Origin of the sequence: Agrobacterium sp. MCAB5 (genome assembly GCF_052114365.1) — a bacterium.
In the GTDB taxonomy this organism is placed as follows: Bacteria; Pseudomonadota; Alphaproteobacteria; order Rhizobiales; family Rhizobiaceae; genus Agrobacterium; species Agrobacterium tumefaciens.
Genome location: NZ_JBFREP010000013.1, coordinates 84,738 through 100,789, shown reverse-complemented (window position 1 = coordinate 100,789; position 16,052 = coordinate 84,738). Strand labels below are relative to the sequence as shown.

Sequence of the window (16,052 nt, the reverse complement as noted above, 5' to 3'; positions counted from 1 at the left end):
CGGCACCTCAGAAACGCAGCCGGAGAAGACCGTAGACCGCCAGAACCGCACAAACAGCGGCTCCAATCAGATAGGGCATATGCAGCGCCTCGATGCGGCCGAAGGCCGGTTCGGCAATGGTGACCAGAACGCCAGCGGCAAATGCGCCGAACGACATCGCACCCCAACCGAAAAACCGATAGACGGAATTGACGCGTCCAAGCAACTCGTCCGGAATGAGCCGTTGCCTGTAGCTCACGGTCACCACATTCCACAACATACCCGCCGCAGCCTCGAGAAATAGGCCGACTGCTACCAGTGGCGCGGAACTCGAAAGGCCGAGCACCAGATTGAACAGCGCAAATGTGCATAGCGCCAGAACGAGGCTTGTCCTCGCGCCCAGTCTACGGGCGAACCACGGCGAAGCCAGCCCGCCAAGAACACCGCCAACCGCGCCGCACGTCAACAGCACGCCATAGGCTGTCGCGGAAAGATCGAGCACCTCCTGCGCATAGAGAACGAGGACCGTCATTCCTCCAACGAATACGGCGTTGACTGCCCCCAGCATGATGGCAAGCCGCAGGATCATCGTATTGCGCCGCATCCAGCCAAACCCCTCTCGCAATGCGGGCCAGAAAGAGGCTATGCTGGACGGTTTGCGTGGAGGCAGCACGATAAGCCAAACCAATGCCGCCGAAACCGCGTAAAAACTGGCATCCAGACCAAAGGGAATGGCAATGCCCGCGGCAATCAGCAAGCCTGCCAGTGGCGGGCCGATGAATTGGCCAGTGACCTCTTCGGCGCTCCACATCTGACCATTAGCATGTTCGAGATCGCTCGGTGCGACAAGTGAAGGCAATATCGTCTGGGCTGCATTGTCCCGCACGACCTCAGCGCAACCGAGAAGGAAAGCGATTACCGCCAGTGAAAAAATAGCCGCCGATCCCGATTCTGCCGGTGACGGCAGGTTTGCAGTGGTGGAGATCATGCCGACCGCGCAGATCATCAGCGCAAGCCGAACCACATCGGCCCGCACCATAAGCAGGCGCCGGTCACTTCGATCCGTCCAGACACCGACGGGAAGCGCGAACAGCAGCCAGGGCAGCCGTTGCGCCACCGCAATCATAGAGATCAAGAGCGGATCGCTGGTCAGCAGGGTTGCAAGCCAAGGTATCGCCACCATCGAAATGCCATCGGCAAGATTGGATACGGCGCTCGCGGAAAACAGAAGACGGTAGTCACGGTTCGTTCTGAGTAAAGCTGCCTGCATAGCTGATCTCCGCTTTTGAAATCACGCGGGTGCAGACATATCCGATGCAATGTCCAAAAAAGCCAAATGCAACTTTGTCGCCGCCCGAACCGGTATCACGTCCGAACCCGCAGCTTTGCATAAAAGAACATTTTGCAGCAATCCAATTTCAGCCGGATCAACCCCGGCCGTTCAGCCGGGGCATTAGATACGGATATCGTCTCAGGCAGAGAGCCTGCGGCCGCTTGCAACCAGCATACCAGCCGCACCTTCCAGCCAGCCGGCTTTGAGTTCAAGCGCCAGAAAACGGCTGCGCTCGAACGGGCCGGGCATGATCAGGTGCTGGGCCTTATCGGCAAAAAAGCCGAAGCGCTCATAATAGGCGGCGTCGCCCACCAGAAGAATGCCACCATGGCCACGTTTGGTTGCCTCGGAGATTGCCGCACGCATCAGCGCCGAACCGATGCCCTTGCCTTCATGGGCAGCATCAACCGCAAGCGGGCCAAGCAACAGCGCTTCGACAGCGCGGCCTTCGCGCGAAATGCCAGCTTCGACATTCCACAGGCGCACCGTGCCGATGACATGGCCGTCCTCGTCACGGGCAACGAGCGCCAGACCTTCCGCTGGGACGCGGCCGGCGCGCAGCTTTTCGGAAGACTTGCGGCGGCGGCCAGCGCCCATGGCGCGATCGAGCAGGTTTTCACGGGCAACGACATCGCCCGGATTTTCCTGATCGACATGAAATGTCTGCGGGGTGAAAAATGCACGTACCGAATTCAGAAGAGCGGCCATCTCTCGGCCCTCCATCACACAACCGCCCACACGCGGCCCTTGATCAAAAATGGTGGAGCCGTTCCGGCCCGCCGACACGCTTTCCTCGGCTGGAAGAGGAGCAGCAAGCAGGGATTTGCGCAACAGCACAATCGGCAAAGCCGGAACGGAAGCTTGTTCGAGACGCCGCCTTACTCAGCGGGCGGCGTTCGGATCAGATGACGTAGGCTTTCAGCGGCTCGAAACCGTTGAAGGCAACCGCCGAATAGGTCGTCGTATAGGCACCTGCGCCTTCGATCAGAACCTCGTCGCCGATGGTCAGAGAGACCGGCAACGGGTACATGTTCTTTTCGTACAGCACGTCGGCGCTGTCGCAGGTCGGACCGGCCAGAACGCAAGGCTCCATCTCGTCCTGATCGCGCTCGGTGCGGATCGGGTAGCGGATAGCCTCATCCATCGTCTCGGCGAGACCGCCGAACTTGCCGATGTCGAGGAACACCCAGCGATGGTTGTCGTTGTCGGACTTGCGCGACACGAGAACAACTTCCGCCTTGATGACGCCAGCGTTACCCACCATGCCACGGCCCGGCTCGATGATCGTCTTCGGGATCTGGTTGCCGAAGTGCTTGCGCAGCGCCGTGTCGATAGCCTGGCCGTATTCTTCGGCAGCAGGAACGTCGCGCAGGTACTTGGTCGGGAAACCACCGCCCATATTAACCATCTGCAGGTGAATACCCTGCTTGGACAGCGAAGCGAAAACGCGCTTGGCATCGCCCAGCGCTGCATCCCATGCGTCGAGATTCATCATCTGCGAACCGACATGGAAGGAAACGCCGTAGGATTCGAGGCCCAGCTGATGTGCGTAGACCAGAACATCAACAGCCATCTGCGGTACGCAGCCGAACTTGCGCGACAGCGGCCATTCGGCACCTTCACCGTCCGTCAGCACGCGGCAGAAGACGCGTGCGCCGGGAGCGGCACGGGCAACCTTCTCGACTTCCTCATGGCTGTCGACGGCGAAGAGATCGATGCCGAGCGCGTAAGCGCGGGCGACATCGCGTTCCTTCTTGATGGTGTTGCCGAACGAGATCCGGTCGGACGTTGCACCTGCATCAAGCGCCATCTGGATTTCAGCCACGGAGGCGCAATCGAAGTTCGAGCCGAGCGAAGCAAGCAGCTTCAGGATTTCGGGAGCCGGGTTTGCCTTGACCGCATAGTAGATCGCGCTGTTCGGCAGGGAATGCCGGAACGCGTTGAAATTGTCGCGCACGACGTCGAGGTCGACGACGAGGCAAGGGCCTTCGGGACGTCGGGTCTTGATGAAATCGAGAATGCGTGCAGTCGTCATCGATATATTCCCTATAAAACCGGCTCCGGAAAATCCGGAGGACAAAGGACGCTCGAGATATGCATACGAATCAGCCGGTGGAGGCGCAGAATCGATAGCATACGCTCAAGGCGCAAATATGAATGACGCCCTGCCAGAGCATCATTCGGCTTTGTCTGCCATCGATTGGAGGGAATGACCCGACCGCACTTCAGGCAATGATGGTGTGCCTCTTCAGTACCCCGGCTGATGGAAAGCCGGCAGAGAACCAGAAAGGCCCGCACCGTCGTTGCTTCATATGTCCTCGCATTTCCCGGTTGGCCGGAATAGCGACTGGAGGGGTTAGTTCCAGGTACCTTACCGAACTCCTCACCACATCGAGGACTCGGCGGACACACATGGGCACGTGCGACTTTGGGCAGCACGGGAGATAAGAATATTCGCCGTCATAATCAAGAGGATTTTTTCACCATATAGCGGATTTTTTCGGCAACCATTTTACGGGTTGAACAGTCGCGCCTCAGCGTTCAATTATATGGAACGAACCGGAGGATTTTCATGGACACGCTCACCCGCATCCGCGCCTTTATCGACGTTGTCGAAGCGGAGGGTTTTTCCGCCGCTGCCCGCAAGACTGGGCGTTCCAAGGCGCTTTTGTCCAAATATGTCCGGGAACTGGAAGATGATCTCGGTGCACTGCTTCTCAACCGCACCACCCGGCAATTCTCGCTGACGGAGGCCGGCCATACATATTACCGCACCGCCTCCGACATTTTGAAGGAGATCGACAACCTCGCCGATCTGGTGCGCGAGAAGAATGCCGATCTGAAGGGCAAGCTCAGAATATCCGTTCCGCGCACCTTCATCGACGCCGATGTTGGCCAGAGCCTCATCGATTTCGCCAAGGAAAATCCGGAACTGTCTCTGGAAATCGTCGCCGATGACCGATTCGTCGATCTGATCGAGGAAGGGTTCGACCTTGCGATTCGCATAACGCGTCTGGAAGATTCAGGCCTCATCGCCCGCAAGATCTCCGATTTCCGGGTCTATGCAGTAGCAACGGCGGATTTTGTCGCCAGACACGGCCCGCTCAATGGTCCGCAGGACTTTTCCCGCGTGCCCTTCATCATCGACACCAACACCCGCTTCCACAACACCGTGCGTTATCTTGAAGCGGATGGCGGCTCGAACTCCGTTACCATCAGTGGACCGATCGAGGTGAACAGCCCGCAGGCGACACTCCGGGCCGCCCGCGCAGGGCTTGGCATCGCCATGGTGCCGGACTTCATTGCAAGACCCTTCATCCAGTCCGGCGAGCTTGTGACCCTGTTCGACGACTATATTTCCAAAGACCGCGGCATATACGCCGTCTACCCCCACCGCCGTTACCTTCCCGCGAAAGTGCGCAGCTTCGTGGATTATCTCTCGGCGTGGTTCAGGAAAAATGGATGAAGAGCGGGGGAGCGGTATAGTTTCCGCCGACCTTCCCCTCGTCATGCCGTATTTAATCCGGCATCGAGCCGCGGCGCGCCCGCGCTATGAAGGACTCTATCGCGATCAACGACCTGATCGCGCTGCACCCCGAATCTGGTCCGGGGTGCAGGAGTGCGGATGCAACGCCTGCCTTTCAGCGGGCGTTGCTTAGCCGGAAACGGCTTATCAGAACGGCGAATCCGGGAAGTAGAACTGCTTGGCATTGTCCTTGGTGATGAGCGTAGCGTCGAGAATATACTCGCCAGCAACCGGCACCTGATCGTAAAAATGACCAGCCGTAAGCTGCATGGCGGTCGCCACCATCGCCGGCGGATAGAGCACGTCGACCGGAATTAGCTTGTCGCCGTCCATTACGCGCTTGATCATGTCCTTGGAACCGGCGCCAGCAACGATATACTTGATATCGGTGCGTTTCGCCTGCTGGATTGCCTCCAGCACGCCAACCGCCATGTCGTCGTCCTGACACCAGACCACGTCGATCTTCTTGTATTTGGTCAGGTAGTCCTGCATCACGCGGAAGGCGTCGTCGCGGTTCCAGTTGCCGTACTGGCGGTCGAGAACCTTGACGCTGGAACCGGCAATTCCCTTGTCGAAACCATCCTGGCGCTGCTGGTCRATCGGGATCGGCAGACCGCGAATGACCACCACTTCCGCATCAGGCGTGGTTTTCTTGATGTATTCGCCTGCCACTTGTCCGAGTGCCGGATTGTTACCCGCAACGTAGAGATCGCGGATCGAATTGTCGTTGACGCTCGGCGCGCGGTCGACGAGCGCGACAAAGGTGCCCTTGTCCTTGATCTCCTTGATGGCGTTGACGAGCGGATCGGGATCAGACGGCAGCACGACCAGTGCGTCCAGCCCCTGCACGGCAAGATCCTGAAGCGCGTTTGCCTGGTTGGCGGCATCCGGCGAGGTCTTGACGATGACGTTCAGACCCGGATGCTCCTTCATCAGAAGCTTTGCCACCCGTTCGGCATGGTAAACGACGCCCGCCGTCCAGCCGTGGTCGGCCGCCGGAATGGATACCCCGATCGTTACCTTCTTCTCCTGCGCATGGGCAGAACCCGCAAGAACGGCAGCCAGCGCGACAAATGCCACGCCGATRAATTTTCTACGCATAGTCTCTTCCTCCCAAGACCGGGGCGTTCCTCCTGTTTAAACCGCGCATGCCCCAGATTGCGCGGCCAGATGTCTCATCGATCGTCCGGCTATCTGCGGCTGAGCGAACGCTGCACCAGCATGGCGATGATGATGATCGCGCCCTGAATGGCACCGATCAGATATTCGCTGACGAAGTTCGACAGGATCATGATGTTGCCAACGATCTCCAGAATGAAGGCGCCGCAAATCGTACCCCAGATGCGGCCCACACCACCCCGTAGCGCCGTGCCACCGACGACAACGGCGGTGATGGCCTGCAACTCCCACAACATGCCTGTAGTGGCCGAGGTGGAGGCAAGACGCGGTACGTAAAGCAGGACGGCAACGGCGACGCAAAGCCCCTGAACCACATAGGCAATCGTGCGGACGCGAACGACCGAGATACCGGAGTAACGCGCCACATCCTCGCTGGAACCCACCGCCGTCAGATGCCTGCCGTAACGGGTACGGTAAAGCACGAAAGCGGCGATGGCGGCAGTGACGAAGATGACAATGACCGGCACCGGCACACCGATCACATTGCCGAAATAGACCGGGCGATAAAGCGTCTGGATTTCCGGGTTGCGCAGCGTGATCGCGCCACCCTGCGACAGCCAGGTGGTCAGCCCACGATAAATGCCCATGGTGCCAAGCGTGGCGATGAAGGGCTCGATGCGGCCGATGGTGGTGATGAGGCCGTTTGCAAGCCCGCAAGCGGCACCGATGGCGATAGCCAGCGCCATGGCGGCCAGTAGCATCACCAGCGGATTGGCAATAACGCCACTGTTCATGAACAGGATCATCAGGCTGGCAACGAAAGCCACCATCGCGCCGACGGAGAGATCAAGTCCGCCGGATGTGATGACATAGGTGGCGCCGAGCGCAATGATGGCGATGAAGGCGCTGCGGGTAACCACGTTCAGCAGATTGTCGATACCGATGAAATTCGGATTGGCGACGGCGCCGAGAACCAGCAGCAAAGCCAGCGCCACAAAGGGCGCAACGGCGCGCAGGTCCCAGTCTTTCGAGGTCTTCGGCGTTTTGCCGTTATCAAGTGCGGCCTCAGTCATATTTCCCCTCAATTGTCTTTTCTTCAGGCCAACCTGCCGGGACATCAGCCCTCAGGCAAATTCCTGCGTGTGCACGCCAGTCGCGAGTGCCACGATATCGTTTTCGGTCATGCGTTCCCCCGTCACTTCGCCGACGATCCTGCCGGAGCGCATTACAAGGACGCGGTCGCAGATGCCGATCAGTTCCGGCATCTCCGAGGACACGACGATGATCGACCTGCCCTCGTCTGCRAGCTTTGCTATGAAACGGTAGATCTGTTCCTTGGTGCCGATATCGATGCCGCGTGTTGGCTCGTCGATGATGACGATCGATGGATCGAGCAGCATCATCTTGGCGAGCAGCAGCTTTTGCTGGTTACCGCCGGACAGCTGGCCCGCGAGCAAGTCCTTACTTCCCGTGCGAATATCGAAATCACGCACCGCATCATCGAGCGCTGCCTTCTCTCGACGGATATCGATCTGGAACAGGCGGCTGAATTTCCTCAGCGAGGCGAGTGTGAGATTGACCCGCAAGTCCTTCGTCAGCAGCAATCCCTTGCCCTTCCGATCCTCGCTCAGATAAACGATACCGGCCTTCAGACTGTCTTCCGCCTTTGCAAAATGCACAGGCTTTCCGAGATGGCGGATCGTCCCCCGCCCTGGACGCAGGCCAAGCACGCCCTCCATAAGCTCCGTTCTGCCCGCGCCGACGAGACCAGCAAAACCGAGGATTTCGCCCTTTCGCAGGCTGAAACCGGCATCCTGCGCATAACCGGGAACGGTGAAATGCTCCACCTGTAAGACAGGCTCGTGCTCGCCGCCGGCGTTCCTGTCCGGATAGAGCTTGGCGACATCGCGTCCCACCATCAACCGCGCCATATCGGCGGGCTCAAGCGCCGATATTGGGTGGGAGCCGACCAACCTGCCATCGCGCAGAACGGTCACACGGTCGGCAATCTCCTTCACCTCCGGCAGGCGGTGCGAAATATAGAGCACGGCCACGCCCTTTGCCCTTATGTCCCTGATAACGTTCAACAGCGCATCGGTTTCAATGGGCGTGAGGCTTGCGGTCGGCTCGTCGAAAATGACGACGCGATGCGGCACGAGCAGAACGCGGGCTATCTGCACCAGCTGGCGCTGGGCAATCGACAGGCTGCCGACGACGGCATCGGGATCGATCGTACCGCCGAGATCGGCGATAGCCCTCAGGGCGCCGGCACGCATGGCGCGGTCGTCCATCATCGGGCCTTTGCACAATTCGCGGCCCAGATAGATGTTCTGAGCCACCGTCAGATCCGGGGCCAGCAATATTTCCTGATGCACGAGAACGATGCCGCGATGTTCGGCGTCGACAGGTCCGCTCAGCGTAACTGCCTCGCCATCGATCCTGATTTCCCCACTTGAAGGCTTCTCATTGCCCGCAAGCAGTTTCATCAACGTCGATTTACCAGCCCCGTTCTCGCCAATGATGGCGTGAACTTCACCGGCGCGCACAGCAATCTCTATATCCTTCAGAACCTGGACGGGACCGAAAGACTTGGACAACCCGACAGTCCGTATAAGGACCTGATCTGGAGATTCCTCAGCAAAAGCCATGTGTMGTCACCGGTACCCGGTGCGAATGAACGGATCTTGCCCCTCGATTTTACTTGAAATCATCATGCRCGAACTCCTCCCAAAGCTCTTGGGAAGAAGCTAACGTCCGTTTTGAGGTACGTAAAGCAAATTTCGCTGGTCTTTTAGAATACACTCAAATTTGACCAGGACRATGGYGCCTAAAGGCTAAAAAATAGGCGGCCATGGTCCCGCAGAGCGTTGGAAATCCTCAGTGAGGCAAGGCACCAACGAGATGCCTGTAGCTAGAGAAGGCGCTTCAGTGAGCTGGCTTCCGGTTGCGGGGAGGCCTTCGTTGTATCGCTGTTGTCGGCAGACCTGTTGCGCATCGCGGCGTAATAGGCGTTTTTCTGCTCGTACATATGCATGTCGGCACGGCGCACCAGCGATTCCATYGTCTCKCCGGCYTCGCTGGTTGCCACGCCCAGCGAAAGACTAAGCGGCGCATTGGAGTAGAACTGGTTGTTGATCTTCAGCAGTTCGTAAATSGTATCCACCATCGCCGCGGCGATCTGCTTGTCTGCGCCGGGCAAAAGGATGGCGAATTCATCACCGCCAATGCGCGCAGCATGGTTCGGCGCGGTAACGACACCGTTCAGGACTTCGCCAAGGCGCCGCAACAGCGCGTCGCCTGCGTCGTGCCCGAGCTTGTCATTGGCGTCCTTGAGGCCATTGAGATCGATGACGATGGCCGAAACGGGCCGGATCGTGCTGCGTTCCAGCCTGTTCATTTCGTCCGAATAGAAGGCGCGATTGTGCAGCTTGGTCAGCACATCGTGCTTGCCGAGATATTCGAGATAGGCTTCCGCCTTTTTCCGCGCCGTAATATCAGTCAGCGCCACCTGCACCAGTGACCAGTCGCGTTCGTGGCCCGGAAAAACGGAGAAATGCAGCAGCACGTGCCGCTCTGAACCATCCAGCGCGTAGTTCACCACTTCGCGATGATGGTTRAGATTGCCGTTCCACAGCTCCATCAGCTGTTCGCGGAAGGGCTTTTCCATTTCACCMCGGAAAATATCGCCAAGCCGCTGCAACAGAACCTGACGGTCCGGTGCACAAAACAGGTCCAGTGTCGCCCGGTTGACGTCGATCACGCGGATTTCGCTCATACATTGGCGCACGAATTCGGGATGCACATCCATGAACACCCGGAAGTCGATGATGCCGCGTTCCCTGACCTCCTCGATCAGACGCCGAACCCGGCTGAAATCCTCCACCCASAGGGAAACGGGCGAATGTTGGAACATGCCTTCAGCATAACGGCGGTTGAAAAGCTCCTTGCGGCGAGCCTCCTCACGTTCCGTCACATCCTCTGTGGTCAGCAGCAACCGCCCGAGTGTCTGTTCGTAGCCGGGTATGACCGCACCGCGCAGCTGGATATCCAGCCGCTTTCCGCCAATCGAGTAATTGACGGCGTTGCTGATGAATTCGGTTTTTCCAGCCCAAAGCTCGGAAAGCTCGTTCACATGGCTTTCAAGCATGTCATCGCGGAAAATCCGGTACAGATTATCGATCAGATGCGCCTTGTCCCGCGCTTCGAACAGTTCAAGTGTCTTGGCATTAACCTGCACGACGCGGATTTTCTGCGAGCACGCCGCCACCCGCGACAGATCTGCCAGCAAAAACGCCCGGATATCCTCGACGCCCTGCGCCCGCCAGATATCGAACTGGCTTTTCACCTCGCTGAAATCCTCGATCCACATCGCCACAGGGGCAAGATTGAAGATATTGGTATCGATCGTTTCAATCATACGGGCAGTCTTCTTCAGGATAATAAGGGCGGATGCCGAATGCCGAAATCGTGCGAGACAGCGATGACTGACCGCATATCTGGATTTATTAGGGATATTCGATCCAACGCAAGCCTTTATCGCGCAAGCCAACGGATTGCGCGATAAATCTCGGTTTCGCCAAGATTCCGCCCGTTACCAGAGCTTCACGTGGCGGTTCACATCCTTGTAGAGCAGGTAGCGGAAACGGCCCGGCCCKCCTGCATAGCAAGCCTGCGGGCAAAAAGCGCGCAGCCACATGAAATCACCCGCCTGCACTTCCACCCAATCCTCGTTCAGCCGGTAAACCGCCTTTCCTTCCAGCACGTAAAGACCGTGCTCCATGACATGAGTTTCCATGAAAGGAATGGTAGCGCCCGGCTCCAGGCTGACGATGTTGAGGTGCATGTCGTAACGCACGTCGTCGGGATCGATAAACCGGGTGGTCGCCCATTTGCCGTCCGTATCGGGCATCGCCGACAGAGCGTGTTCATCTTCATGCGTGAAGATCGCCGGCGGCGGCTCCAGCCCGTCCACCGCCTGAAACGCCTTGCGGACCCAGTGGAACTTGACCGGTGCCGTGCCGGAATTGCGCAGCTGCCAGCGCGAGCCGGCGGGCAGGAAGGCGAAGGAGCCGGTCCGCAATGCATGCTGCACGCCCTCAAACTCCACGGTCATTTCACCATCAACGACAAAGATCGCCGCTTGCGCCCTTGCGTCCGGCTCCGGCCGCTCGCTGCCGCCGCCGGGCTGCACTTCAACGATATATTGCGCAAAAGTCTCGGCAAAACCGGTCATCGGTCGGGCGATGATCCAGGCCCGCGTCCCGGTCCAGTGCGGGAGCACGCTCGTCACGATATCGGACATGACGGTTTTGGGGATGACCGCATAGGCAGTCTTGAAAACAGCCTTGCTCGACAGCAGTTCCGTCTGCCCCGGCAGACCGCCCATATCCGAATAATATTTCTTCATTTCAGCCATTCCATTCTGCAACGCATTTCGCGCGAATTCTTAGGCCTGTAGCGACGTTTAATCAAATAATTATTGGCGTGCACAGGGCTTGCCGCCCGCATGGTAAAATGCAGGCGGCCTATTTCGCGCGGACATGCGAAACGAGGTTGGACTCAGGCCTTTTTGCGCATCGTGGCATAGACGATATTGTGGTTTTCGCCGAAAAATACCTCCGCCTCGATACTTGCGGGATCGGCGCTGGCGTTGACGATCCGCCACATATCCGCCTTCGAACGCAACAGCAGCGCCCAGTTCATGAAGGTCTCCATGTAGCCATCGACCACAATGTCTTCGGAGAAGTTGGCGAAGAGGAACATTCCGCCGGGCTTCAGCATCTCCATGCAGCGCCGCGTGAGCTTGATCGCCACCTTGTCGTTCAGGTAATCGTAAAGACCGGCCGCATATACCAGATCGAATTTGCCGAGCTCGTGCGAACGCAGGACGATGTCACGCACCGAACCGTCAATCGCCTCGATGCAGCTGCCGTTGAAATCGCGGGCAACGGAACCGACACTCAGGGGATCTTGATCAAGCGCCACCCAGCGCCGGATCTTGCCCTCTTTCAAGGCCACGGATGCATCCGCCTCGCGCAGATGTCCCGATGCAATGGTGAGGATTTCCGTTTCGCTTCCATGCCGGGCCGCAGCCTCGTCAACAAACCGGGTCAGCAAATCCCGCCGCTCGCGGACAGCGACCGAGGAACTGGCGTCCTTCGTATAATCATAGAGAGCCGCGCCAAGCGGCGTTGCGTTCTTCACCTTATCGGCAACGCTGTCGTGACCGTAGATGAAGTCGAGAAGCTGCGCATCGCCCGAATAGCCCCGCGGCTTTTCGAACGACCAGCGCGTGAAGGGATCTTCCAGAAAATAGTCCGACACGGAGTGATTCTGCACCAGAGGAATTAGTTCAGCCCACACGCTTGAGTGGAGCTTTTCGCGCAGGCCATGCAGTGCGCCTGCCGTTCGATGTATTATCTCATGTGCTGAAACACCATTTTCGAACTGCTGTTGTGCCAATTCGAGAATGATCGCGATCTCTGCTTTCGCAACTGCGAAATGCTCATCGAACGCTTCCGTTTTCCGTGCAAAAATCTCTTTTGCGACAGTATCAGGAGTGATCAGACTTGCCCCGTCCAGATTTCTTTTCTTTACCTGCCTCACTTCAGCCTCCAGTATTAACACATTGTTAACTATACGTTTCTGGGAGACGGAAGGCCACTCGCTTTCGATTTTTGAGCAGTGTAGGGATACATTAGTTTATTAGCGTATTTTTTTGGTCACACTCGTGGACCGGAGGAGAAAGCGGATACGCGATTTAGTGAAACTTAATGTTGCGAGCGTATGATGCGCTCTTGCTTTTCATGTTTCCGCCCGCATGGAGAGAAATCGGCAGGAAATCGCGCTTAGCGTGAAAGTACACGCAAAGGTCGAATAAGCAGTTACTTGATAAAGTATACGCAACACTATGGGAAAGTGCATGAAGCACACGTTAGGCGAGGTGAGTGGACAGCAAGAATATCGGCGGCCGGACGCCCGGTTTTCTGATGAACTTCTTGCCCTTTACCAGCAGGAAGGTGAGCGTAGCCGCCGGGGTTCGATCAGGCGGGGCCTGTGGACGGCTGTTTTCATCTATCTGCTATTTGCCATTACCGACATCATTCTGGTGCCCGACGTCGCCTTTTACACCATAATCGCAAGAGTTATCGTCGTCCTGACGTCCCTGCTGACGCTCGAAATTCAATTGCGCATGGGCGCGAGCACCGCCGCACTTGACCTCACCTGCGCCACTGCGCTCGTCATGGGCTATATTGGCTGGCTTGTGCCCTCGCTCTTGACCGACAATCTCGAAAACATGTCCTATTACATGGTTTTCGGGGCGATCTTCATGATGGGCGCCAATCTGTTTTTCACCTTCCGYTTCCATCTTTCGCTCGTGTCATCGGGCATCATTCTTGTCACCTACTTTCTGGCGGCGACGCAGTTTCCCGAAGATGCGTTCTACAAGCTCGCTTTCGGCACCTTCTATATCTCCTGCTTCGTCTTCACCTCTTACGTGAACTGGAACCTGAACCGGGAACGCTACCACGTCTTTCTCAACGCACTGGAAGCCAAGGCCCAGCAGAAAGCGGCGGACGAGCGCGGGCAGGCGCTGTTGCGGCTTTCAAATACCGATTCCCTGACAGGCCTGCAGAACCGCCGCGCCATCGACCAGCATCTGCGCCTGTTGTGGGACAATTGGAGCAAGAAGGGGGAAGGTTTCGCCGTCTTTCTGATCGACGTGGATTTCTTCAAGAAATACAATGATCGCTACGGCCACCAGGAAGGCGACAAGTGCCTCGTGACAGTGGGCAACGCCCTGCAGGACGCGATCATCGACCATGGCGCCTCCATCGGCCGTTATGGCGGTGAGGAGTTCATCGTACTCGCTCCGTTCAAGTCCAGACAGCAGGTGGGCGAGCTTGCCGAAACCATCCGCCACACCGTCGAAGACCTGTCGCTTTCGCACGAYCAGCGCCGGGACGGAACCTTCATCGTCACCGTCAGCATTGGCGCGTCTTTCACCCGTCCCAATCCGGATGGCAAGCTCGAAAAGATCATCAACGAGGCCGACCGGGCGCTTTATATYGCCAAGGCCAATGGCCGCAATTGCATGAAGCTGTTCGATCCGGACGATCCGCAGACCAGCGACGAAACCGAAAATATCGCCGCACTTCTGAAAATCGCTGTCGCGGAAAACCTCGTTTCTCTCGTCTATCAGCCGATCCTCAACATATCGACCAACGAGACGGCGGGAGCCGAAGCGTTGATGCGGCTTCGCCTGCTCGACGGTGGCTCCGTTTCGCCCGGCACCTTTATCCCGATTGCCGAACGCACCGGCACGATAATGGAGCTCGGTCTCTGGACCATAAAGACCGCCTGCCGGCAGATACTGGCCGATGACAAGGTATCGGTGGTCAGCGTCAACGTATCGCCGATGCAGCTGAAGAACCCTGGTTTTGCCACTTCGGTCGCAGCGATCCTCGTTGAGGCGGGGATTGCCGGCGGCAGGCTGGCCTTCGAGATCACCGAGGGTCTGGATATGGAGATGCATTCGGATGTATTACGCTGTCTGAACGATCTGAAGACGCTCGGCATCAATATATGGCTGGATGATTTCGGAACCGGATTTGCGGGCCTTTCCTGGCTGCGGATGACGGATTTYGATACCGTRAAGATTGACCGCTCCTTCCTGCATGACAGCAAGACACCCCGCGGCCGGGCGATGTTGCAGGACATGATCCGTCTCATCCGCAATCGCGGCCACAAGATCCTGATCGAAGGCGTGGAGACGGAAGAGCAGCTGAGGCTCGTGCGCCAGCTAGAGATCGATTATGCGCAGGGTTATTATATCGGACGCCCGGTCGTCGCCGAAAGGCTGAACGTGGCGACTACCCCCTACCCGCAGCCCAAAATGCTACAGCGCCCCGCCTGACGATGCGATGGCGGCGGCAAGCGCCGTCACCGACACGCCCCCTCTTAGTGATATGCGGGCGGAATGATCGAGAATTTTGCCGCAAGTTCCGAAAACGCAGCACGCGTGACGGGATCGACAGGTGCGCCTTCCCTCTCCCGCTTTGCCGCTACCGCCCATTCCCGATCGCCCGGCGCCATGACCTTGCAGTCCTCCCGCGCTGGCGATCCCCGCAGTACCTCGAGATAGCGTTTCATGCCCTCGTCGAACACTTCGCGTTCAAGAAAGGCTTCCGGCTTCAACGCCAGGACGAAGGCCCCAAGCCCGCGCGGCTTGGAAAAATCTGGCCCCGACATTGGGGCGATATCGAAACTGAGCTTCATGCCGCTGAGAACGGCGCTAAAGATTTCCACCATTCCCGCAAGCGCCGCTCCCTTGAAACCAAAGGCACCGCCCAGCGGAGCCAGCATTTCAACGGCATTGGGGTTCTGCGTGTCGATACCGTCGCCATCAGACGCAACTCCTTCCGGCAATTGCTGTTCCAGGCTGCGGTAAAGCAGAACCCGGTTATAGGGCACGGCGCTGGTGGCCATGTCCAGAAGCCAGGGCATGTCATCGGCTGCCGGCACGCCGACTGCAATGGGGTTGGTGCCGTGGAAACGCATCGCGCCGTCATGCAGGCGCACGAAACTGTCGGAGTTGCAAAAGGCAATGCCGATATACCCCTGCCGCGCCGCCTCCAGCACGTAAGCGCCGGCCGGGCCGAAATGAGAGGAATTCCTGATCGCAACGGCGCCGATGCCGAATTTCCCAGCAAGCGCCATGGCGCTGTCCATGGCCGCATAGGTAGCGCGGGCGCCATGAGCATGGTCGGCATCGATCGTCTCCACTGCGCCGAAGCCGGACACGCGGCTGATCTGCGGCCGCGGATTGAGACGCCCGCCTTCAAGTCCTGCGATGTAGTGAGCAAGAAGCCGAACGCCGTGGCTGTCTACGCCCAGCCGTGTGCCATGCATCATGGCGCGGGTCGCCGCATCGGCGGTTTCATCATCGGTGCCGACAGCCAGGAAAACGGAACGGCAAAACCGCTCCATTTCATCCAGCCTTGCGAGGACRGTGATATTTTCATTGCYGTGCGACATCAGGGGAACCTCCCGATTCCAGAATCCATGCCGCACAAGCTARTCACGGGGCGCGTT

The 16,052-nt window shown here is 58.1% G+C and carries 12 protein-coding genes; 2 read left to right on the top strand and 10 right to left on the bottom strand.

Annotated features, from left to right (window positions below; translation table 11 throughout):
- Positions 1-7 precede the first annotated feature (7 nt).
- From AB4Z23_RS23820 to odc2, 3 genes are all read right to left on the bottom strand, one after another.
- Positions 8-1,249 (bottom strand): MFS transporter, encoded by a 1,242-nt coding sequence (locus AB4Z23_RS23820; protein WP_111828847.1) that lies wholly within the window; start codon positions 1,247-1,249, stop codon positions 8-10.
- Positions 1,250-1,450: 201 nt separating this feature from the next.
- On the bottom strand, positions 1,451-2,020 hold the full coding sequence (locus AB4Z23_RS23815; protein WP_013761478.1) for a GNAT family N-acetyltransferase: 570 nt from the start codon (positions 2,018-2,020) through the stop codon (positions 1,451-1,453).
- A gap of 193 nt (positions 2,021-2,213) precedes the next feature.
- Positions 2,214-3,347: an ornithine/lysine decarboxylase gene (gene odc2 / locus AB4Z23_RS23810; protein ID WP_003510663.1), complete on the bottom strand. Its 1,134-nt coding sequence runs from the start codon at positions 3,345-3,347 to the stop codon at positions 2,214-2,216.
- Positions 3,348-3,884: 537 nt separating this feature from the next.
- Here odc2 and AB4Z23_RS23805 point away from each other — a divergent pair.
- Positions 3,885-4,778: a LysR family transcriptional regulator gene (locus AB4Z23_RS23805; RefSeq protein WP_003510664.1), complete on the top strand. Its 894-nt coding sequence runs from the start codon at positions 3,885-3,887 to the stop codon at positions 4,776-4,778.
- 207 nt (positions 4,779-4,985) lie between these two features.
- Here the strand turns inward: AB4Z23_RS23805 and AB4Z23_RS23800 are convergent, their stop codons facing one another.
- The 6 genes from AB4Z23_RS23800 to AB4Z23_RS23775 all read right to left on the bottom strand — a co-directional run bounded on the left by AB4Z23_RS23800 (position 4,986) and on the right by AB4Z23_RS23775 (position 12,563).
- On the bottom strand, positions 4,986-5,939 hold the full coding sequence (locus AB4Z23_RS23800; protein ID WP_003510665.1) for a substrate-binding domain-containing protein: 954 nt from the start codon (positions 5,937-5,939) through the stop codon (positions 4,986-4,988).
- A gap of 89 nt (positions 5,940-6,028) precedes the next feature.
- The gene (locus AB4Z23_RS23795) at positions 6,029-7,030 is read right to left on the bottom strand and encodes an ABC transporter permease (protein ID WP_025595778.1); all 1,002 of its coding nucleotides are present in this window, start codon (positions 7,028-7,030) and stop codon (positions 6,029-6,031) included.
- A 51-nt stretch (positions 7,031-7,081) separates the two neighbouring features.
- Positions 7,082-8,605: a sugar ABC transporter ATP-binding protein gene (locus AB4Z23_RS23790; RefSeq protein ID WP_003510667.1), complete on the bottom strand. Its 1,524-nt coding sequence runs from the start codon at positions 8,603-8,605 to the stop codon at positions 7,082-7,084.
- 263 nt (positions 8,606-8,868) lie between these two features.
- Entirely contained in the window at positions 8,869-10,374 is a 1,506-nt protein-coding gene (locus AB4Z23_RS23785) for a sensor domain-containing diguanylate cyclase (protein ID WP_112674603.1), read from the bottom strand.
- Positions 10,375-10,548: 174 nt separating this feature from the next.
- Positions 10,549-11,373, bottom strand: coding sequence for a bifunctional allantoicase/(S)-ureidoglycine aminohydrolase (locus AB4Z23_RS23780; RefSeq protein WP_065659479.1), 825 nt, complete (start codon positions 11,371-11,373; stop codon positions 10,549-10,551).
- Between the two features lie 143 nt (positions 11,374-11,516).
- On the bottom strand, positions 11,517-12,563 hold the full coding sequence (locus AB4Z23_RS23775; RefSeq protein WP_013761484.1) for a class I SAM-dependent methyltransferase: 1,047 nt from the start codon (positions 12,561-12,563) through the stop codon (positions 11,517-11,519).
- A gap of 316 nt (positions 12,564-12,879) precedes the next feature.
- On the opposite strand from AB4Z23_RS23775, the gene AB4Z23_RS23770 reads away from it, so the two are divergent.
- The gene (locus tag AB4Z23_RS23770) at positions 12,880-14,874 is read left to right on the top strand and encodes a putative bifunctional diguanylate cyclase/phosphodiesterase (RefSeq protein ID WP_013761485.1); all 1,995 of its coding nucleotides are present in this window, start codon (positions 12,880-12,882) and stop codon (positions 14,872-14,874) included.
- A gap of 44 nt (positions 14,875-14,918) precedes the next feature.
- Here the strand turns inward: AB4Z23_RS23770 and AB4Z23_RS23765 are convergent, their stop codons facing one another.
- On the bottom strand, positions 14,919-15,995 hold the full coding sequence (locus tag AB4Z23_RS23765; RefSeq protein ID WP_441360854.1) for an Ldh family oxidoreductase: 1,077 nt from the start codon (positions 15,993-15,995) through the stop codon (positions 14,919-14,921).
- Positions 15,996-16,052 lie beyond the last annotated feature (57 nt).